This window comes from Fulvivirga kasyanovii, from assembly GCF_009711405.1.
GTDB classification, from domain to species: Bacteria; Bacteroidota; Bacteroidia; order Cytophagales; family Cyclobacteriaceae; genus Fulvivirga; species Fulvivirga kasyanovii.
This window is the reverse complement of record NZ_SMLW01000366.1, coordinates 1-7251: the sequence shown is the minus strand read 5'-3', so window position 1 is coordinate 7251 and position 7251 is coordinate 1. Positions and strand designations below refer to the sequence as shown.

The 7251-nt window shown below is 42.9% G+C and carries 5 protein-coding genes; all 5 read left to right on the top strand.

The window, feature by feature from the left end; genetic code table 11:
- Nucleotides 1-86: 86 nt before the first annotated feature.
- The 5 genes from E1163_RS04100 to E1163_RS04080 all read left to right on the top strand — a co-directional run bounded on the left by E1163_RS04100 (nt 87) and on the right by E1163_RS04080 (nt 6993).
- Nucleotides 87-1394 carry an MSCRAMM family protein gene (locus E1163_RS04100; protein ID WP_155169753.1) on the top strand — a complete coding sequence of 436 codons (1308 nt, stop codon included), beginning with the start codon at nt 87-89 and terminating at the stop codon, nt 1392-1394.
- 1228 nt (nt 1395-2622) lie between these two features.
- The gene (locus E1163_RS04095) at nt 2623-3669 is read left to right on the top strand and encodes a T9SS type A sorting domain-containing protein (RefSeq protein WP_155169750.1); all 1047 of its coding nucleotides are present in this window, start codon (nt 2623-2625) and stop codon (nt 3667-3669) included.
- A 171-nt stretch (nt 3670-3840) separates the two neighbouring features.
- Entirely contained in the window at nt 3841-4719 is an 879-nt protein-coding gene (locus tag E1163_RS04090; protein WP_155169748.1) for a hydroxypyruvate isomerase family protein, read from the top strand.
- Between the two features lie 14 nt (nt 4720-4733).
- Entirely contained in the window at nt 4734-6413 is a 1680-nt protein-coding gene (locus tag E1163_RS04085; protein WP_155169745.1) for a GMC oxidoreductase, read from the top strand.
- Between the two features lie 4 nt (nt 6414-6417).
- Nucleotides 6418-6993, top strand: coding sequence for a gluconate 2-dehydrogenase subunit 3 family protein (locus E1163_RS04080; protein ID WP_155169743.1), 576 nt, complete (start codon nt 6418-6420; stop codon nt 6991-6993).
- Nucleotides 6994-7251: the final 258 nt, after the last annotated feature.

Genomic DNA, 7251 nt, shown 5'->3' with positions numbered 1-7251 from the left:
TTAAAAAAAATTAAAAATTCCTTTGGGGGTATGGCATTTCCACCGTGCTATTCAGTCAAACATTTCACAATAAACCGGTAATACACATGAAGAGAAATTTATTTTTTATTGTTTTAAGTGCTATTTTTTTCAACATTTTGTTGACAGCATGTTCAGATGATGATGGTGGGCCCTCTACGGGAAAACTGACCGGAACAGTAACCGATATTAAAACTCAGGCCGGACTGGAAAGTGTCAAAATAATTGTTTTTGATGCGGAGACTAATTCTCCTACTGAAAATTCATTAACGACGGATGCCGATGGCAATTTCAGTGCTGACCTAATCCCTGGCACTTACTTTTTAAAATTCTACAAACAAGGTTATGAAGCTGTACCTCCACGAGGTATTGAAGCAGTATCCTTTTCCGTAGAAGCCGGAGGAACAGCAGAACAGAGTGCAGAAATGTCCCCTGCTTCTATTGCTGATGCAGGATTTATCTCTGGTAAAGTAGCCAGCGGTTCTGCAGGAGTTGCAGGTGTGTTGGTCGTGGCAGAAAATGCGGGAAGTAACACGGCATTTTCAACGGTATCTGACAAAGACGGTAATTACTCTATATATAATGTGCCACAAGGAAGTTATCAGGTTAAAGGTTACATTATTAATTACACTTCAAATGCTGTAGGTGCAGATGTAGTGATAAATACTGAAACTACCGGTGTAAATATAGAATTAACCGCAGGTGCGGCAGGAAGCCTTAGTGGAACGGTTAGAAATCTCGCCACTGATAATAAAGATGTTGATGTTACGCTGGTACACCCCGTAACTAAGGAAACTATCCCGGGACTAAGTACTCAGACAGTATCATTAAGCTATACATTGGCCAACATCCCTGACGGAACATATATTGCACGCGCCACCTATGACAATGATCAACGGGTAATGGATCCCGATAGGATCGCAAAGTTTGGAGAGCCGGTAGTAACCTTTAGCGGGGGCAACGCCATTACCCTGACTTTTGACATCACCGGGTCAATAACCCTCAACTCTCCTACTAATGAACCAACAACCACACAACCGGTAGAAGTTACCTCTACCACTCCTACTTTCGAATGGACAGCATACTCCAGTACATCGGATTATGTTATCGAGGTGGTAGATATATCTACAGGAAATGTGGTATGGGGAGGATTTGATAACAGCGGCGCAGACCCTGTAAAAAATATCGTGATCCCATCATCACAAAAAAGCATTCAATTTAATGTAGATGGCAATGCTTCAATTGCCGAATTGGTTGTAGGCAGAACTTACAGATGGAAAGTTTATGCCAGCAAAAATGACCAGAATTCACCCGTTGGTTGGACGCTGATTTCTTCAAGTGAGGATCAGCTAGGGTTAATCAAGGTTTCTAACTAAGATTATTTCTGGTTATCAAGGAGTAGGGTCCCTCCTGGCCCTACTCCTCTTTTTCTGATCCGTTATAGGGCGATTAAAAAAAAATTAAGAATTCTTTTGGGGGTATTACATATCCCGTGTGCTATAGGGATAGATCAGGTGTACCAGACTTATGGTAGTGAACAAATGGTACAGCCTGGAACTTAGATCACTTATGGGTAGAGAGCTACATTCTCTACCCATAAGCTTAATCAAAGGAAGTTGGTTGAGGCAAGGATAAAAAAGTCTTATGCCGATAAGATGATCAGATCTGCCCGTTGGTTGGATATTGGTCCTCCTTGTGAGGGTCAGTCTGGGTTTTCTGGTCATAGGAGTAGGGTCCCCTCCTGACCCTGCTCCACTTTTTTTTATTTTAATATTTCCCTGAGGCCTTATTTTCGGATCAAGCGGAATTTCTGGGGAGCCCCTAAATTTTTACCTCTTTGCTGACAGAGAGTTGTTAATAGCAATCGGCAAAAGCAGTAGACAAACTCGTATAATATAACAATAAGCGCGGTTTACTGATTTTTAGCAGCAGTTTCACTTTACTTGTTTACTTTCCAATCCATTTACTCCACAGGTTTTACGTTTGTTCCTTATTTTCCCTACACATTTTACTCCACTGATTTCAGCTTTGCCATTATAATTTCAAAGCATCCGGCAGAGAAAAGATCATATGTAATAAATGATTTCTCAAAAGTCAGGTTCAAAACCCTGAAAAAAGTTGAAAAACCTTAAAAAAAGGCTCCAATCCAACTGTTTCGCAAAACACATTTAATCCACAATACAGATTATTCATGTACATATAACCGACCTTTTTACGCTTTTTTATGATTTTTTGACAAAAACGCACATAAACTAACATGGCTTACTCATGGCTTGTGATAAATTATTCCAAGCCCATCTTCCCAGGGGCCATCTCAGGGTCAATGAGTATAAATAGCACATTAAAACGCTATGGAAGCAGTTTTTTCCATGTACAGGTCTGTTCGCACACCAAGTGCACTTCAGAGCTACTCAGGGGGTTCGGGGTTATCCCTTAGGTCTGGTTTAAGTGCAAATCCCCACAACCCTAAGAGTTATCACTTAAGAGAAAATATCCCAATTTAATCATCACAAAAATAAACATACGACTGTCACAAATGAGTTAAATACAATTTTATTAAAGCACTATATCTATCTACCTTGCATCAAGATTCAAACACAGATCATGATGAAAAGCCACAATCACATTCCTCAGATTAAAAGCATAAAAGCAGCCGTGCTGTTATTGTGCAGTGCCTTGATGTTTGACGTACAAGCCCAGGGCAATTGTGTGTCTACCGAATACAACAATGAAGGAAGCGTAGCCGAAAAAATAGGCCAAAGCTTTAAAGTTAATAATTGTGCAGGTGCCATATTTTACTCCATTGAAGTAGAGAAGGCCGACTCTGCCACATATACAGGCAACCTGTCTATATACAACGGTGAAAGCACAAGCGAAGCCAGCCTCATGTACACACAACCTGACGTGAGTATATCCGGTTACGGTTTTCAGGCTATATTTCTCAACATTAGTGAAGGCTCATTATATTTTGCTTCCGGCAATACTTATACCTTCGTATTTTCTGATTTTGAAGGTGAAATTAAATTTAACCACTCTGATGCAGACGCTTACGTTGATGGTAAAGCCTACCTGAACGGCTTTCAACCTGATGTTGATCTTTCATTCAGGGTTAATGTAATAGAAGATGAGGTACTACCTGTAACTCTTGCAAGTTTTGACGCCAGTGAAAACCTGGAAGGAAAAATTGACCTTTCATGGGCAACAGCCAGTGAATTAAACAACGCAGGTTTTGAAGTTCAGCATAGCGTGGATGCTAAAAACTTTGAGGCCATTGGGTGGGTTTCCGGCAATGGTACCAGCAATATGTTTCACACATACTCTTTTACAGCCTCAGCACAGCCTGGCAAAAACTACTTCCGTCTTAAGCAGGTTGACCATGACGGTAAAGCCATTTACTCCAAGCCCTTGACTATTTCTCCTAAAATGAAATATAAAATTGGCCCCAACCCTACTTCAGGTATTGTAAATGTACACTTTAACGATTTCACTGAAACTGAGATAAAAGTTTTTAATGCCACCGGAGACCTGGTTAGCGTTCAGACTCCCGGAGAAGGCAGCCAGATAGACCTTTCATCTCAGCCGGCTGGTATATATGTGGTACAAATAACCGCTAATCAGGAGAGAATAGAGCAAAGAATTATAAAGATGTAAAAAAATACAGCAGCTCATCACTTCCTCAAACGTTTGCGGAATTTTAAATTGGATTAACAGACCTCAATATCATTGCACAGACCTGCCTTTTTACATATATTAAAGAGGTGTTTTTAAAATATTACCTTCCCAAAGAGGGTAATATTTGCCTTTTAACTTAAAGTCGAATGCATGAACTTCAATGATCGAAGAAGGTCTGTTTTAAAAAAGCTGCTCACAGGAACAGTAGCTATAGCTTCTACTCCCCTCTGGCCCAAAATAGCTTATGCCAATAAAAGCGAAACGCTCAAAAACAACATCAACCACTCTGTTTGCCGATGGACTTTCAGCCAGCTTTCGCTGGACGATTTGTGCCTGCTGGTAAAGGAAATAGGCTTTAATGCCATTGACCTTGCAGGCCCTGCAGACTGGGACACATTACAAAAACATGGAGTCCACTCTTCAATGTGCAATGGAGCGGAAATGGGTTTGGAAAAAGGCTGGAACAACAAAGCTTACCACCAGCAGCTAATAAAAAACTATACGGAGGTAATTCCAATGGTGTCTCAAAATGGATATAGAAACCTGATCTGCTTTAGTGGAAACCGTGACGGCATGGATGATGAGACAGGGTTGAACAATTGTGTTGAGGGCTTGAAAAAGATCTTGCCTTTGGCAGAAAAGTCCGGCGTGGTTATTCATATGGAACTCTTAAACAGCAAAGTTGACCACCCTGATCAGATGTGTGACAATACCATCTGGGGTGTGGAACTATGCAAAAGACTGGATAGTGAAAACTTTAAGCTTTTGTATGATATATACCATATGCAGGTCAGTGAAGGGGACATCATTCATACCATTAATGATAACCATCTGTATATTGGCCATTATCATACTGCCGGTGTTCCTGGCAGGCATGAAATAGACCATTCGCAAGAGCTAAACTACCCGGCCATTATGAAGGCCATACTTGAAACAGGTTTTAAGGGCTATGTGGCCCAGGAATTTAAACCTGCGAAAGATGACAAACAGGCTTCGCTCCGGGAAGCCATACATTTATGTGATATTTAAAACAAACAGAATTCATGGCAGATCAGAATTATGATGCAATAGTAGTGGGGTCGGGCATAAGCGGCGGCTGGGCAGCAAAAGAGCTAACCGAAAAGGGCTTAAAAGTGCTGCTACTGGAGCGCGGAAAAAATGTAGAACATGTTAAAGACTACAAAAGTGCCACCACTGCTCCCTGGGAAGTGCCTCACCGTGGCATGGACACCCAGGAAATGATCAAGGCGCACCCGGTACTGAAGCGTGACTATGTACTGAATGAGCTGAACCTGGACTTTTGGGCACATGAGGCTGAGTGCCCTTATGTGGAAGAGAAACCTTTTAACTGGTTCAGAGGATATCAGGTAGGTGGCCGGTCTCTCACCTGGGGACGCCAAAGCTACAGGCTAAGTGACATTGACTTTGAAGCCAATGCCAAAGAAGGCATAGCGGTAGATTGGCCTATCCGGTATAAAGACCTTGCTCCCTGGTATGACCATGTAGAAAAATTCATAGGAGTAAACGGGTCAATGGAAGGGCTGCCACAACTCCCGGACGGACACTTTCTCCCAGCTATGGAGATGAATTGTGTGGAGAAAGAAGTAGCTAAAAGAATAAAAGACCATTATAAAGACGCCCGCACCATGATCATGGGCAGGTCTGCCAACCTAACAGCACCAAAAACAGGCAGGGCACAATGCCAGTACAGGAATAAATGCTGGCTGGGTTGTCCTTTCGGTGCATATTTCAGCACCCAGTCCTCCACCCTGCCTGCAGCCATGCAGACCGGAAACCTAACCCTCAGGCCTTTCTCCATCGTAACACGGGTATTGTATGATAAGGATAAGAAAAAAGCCACAGGAGTTGAGGTGCTGGACGCGGAAACTAACCAGACCTATGAGTATAATGCCAAAATAATATTTTTATGTGCTTCTGCTTTTAACTCCACCTGGGTGCTCATGAACTCAGCCACTGACATTTGGCCGGAAGGCCTGGGTAGCAGCTCCGGAGAGCTTGGCCACAACGTCATGGACCACCATTTCAGGGCCGGGGCTTCGGGCATTATGGATGGTTATGAAGACAAGTATTATTATGGTCGCCGTCCAAATGGCGTGTATATTCCACGTTTCAGAAACCTGTTTGGTGACAAACGTGATTACTTGAGAGGCTTTGGTTATCAGGGAGGTGCCAGCCGCGAACGCTGGAGCAACAAAGTGGCCGAATTAGGCATTGGAGCAGAGTTAAAAGAAGCTTTATCAGAACCCGGGCAATGGACTATTGGTATTACAGGCTTTGGAGAGATCCTCCCGTACCATGAAAACAAAATCTATCTGTCTAAGGAGGTAAAAGACAAATGGGGGCTCCCAGCGTTGGTAACTGATGCGGAATTAAAAGAAAATGAGTATAAAATGAGGCAGGACATGATGAATGACGGCGCAGAAATGCTGGAAGCTGCCGGAGTGAAAAACGTACATTCATGGGATTCTGGTTATATCATTGGCCAGGGGATTCATGAAATGGGCACTGCACGGATGGGCAGAGATCCGAAAACTTCAGTCTTAAATGGGAATAATCAGGTATGGGATGCCAAAAACGTATTTGTAACGGATGGGGCCAGTATGACCTCTGCGGCTTGCCAAAACCCATCACTGACCTATATGGCTTTAACTGCCAGGGCGTGTGATTTCGCCGTAAATGAATTGAAAAAACAAAACATCTGATCCTATGAACCGAAGAGAAGCATTAAAAGCAGTATCCGTAATTATGGGAGGCACGGTGATCGGTGCCAACACTTTTTTATCAGGATGTTCTGTTGAAAAAGATGAGCGTGTCAATGCACTGTTCATGGAAAGTGACGTGGCCCTGCTGGATGAAATTGGTGAAACCATAATACCCACCACTGATACACCCGGAGCAAAGGCAGCAGGTATTGGCAGCTTTATGGCCATGATGGTACTGGACTGCTACGAACCTAAACACCAAACTATTGTTACACAGGGCCTGACTTCATTTAAAGAATCGTTTAACAAACAGTATGGCCATGACTTCGCGGAAGCCAAGCCAGAAGAGCGCATAGCTTTTCTGAACGACCTGGACAAAGCTCAGGTTGAAGTTGCTCTGCAGGGTAAGGGCAATCCCGAAGCTGACCCGCATTACTTTAGAATAATTAAGGAATTGACCTTATTGGGCTACTTTAGCTCTGAAATTGGCTGCACACAAGCAAGACGCTATGTGGAAACACCGGGGCGCTATGACCCCTGTATTGACTACAAGGCAGGCGACGGAGCCTGGGCGGTGTAGGAATATTCAAACGCATCATTTTTAGAAGACACCCTGGCTATATGGGGTGTCTTTTCTTTTCCTGAAAGTATTATAGCAGATAGAGCTAAATTGCAGCTATTCAGATGTACTGATCTCAGTTAAGGGCTCGAGACAGAGACTAACCCACCCTTGCAGAACTCGATTTCTATACGACATCGATTAACAAACGTCCTTACTTTTTACTGATAAATATTGCCCTTAAAGATTTGACTGGTTCAACCACTTCCTATCAAAAAA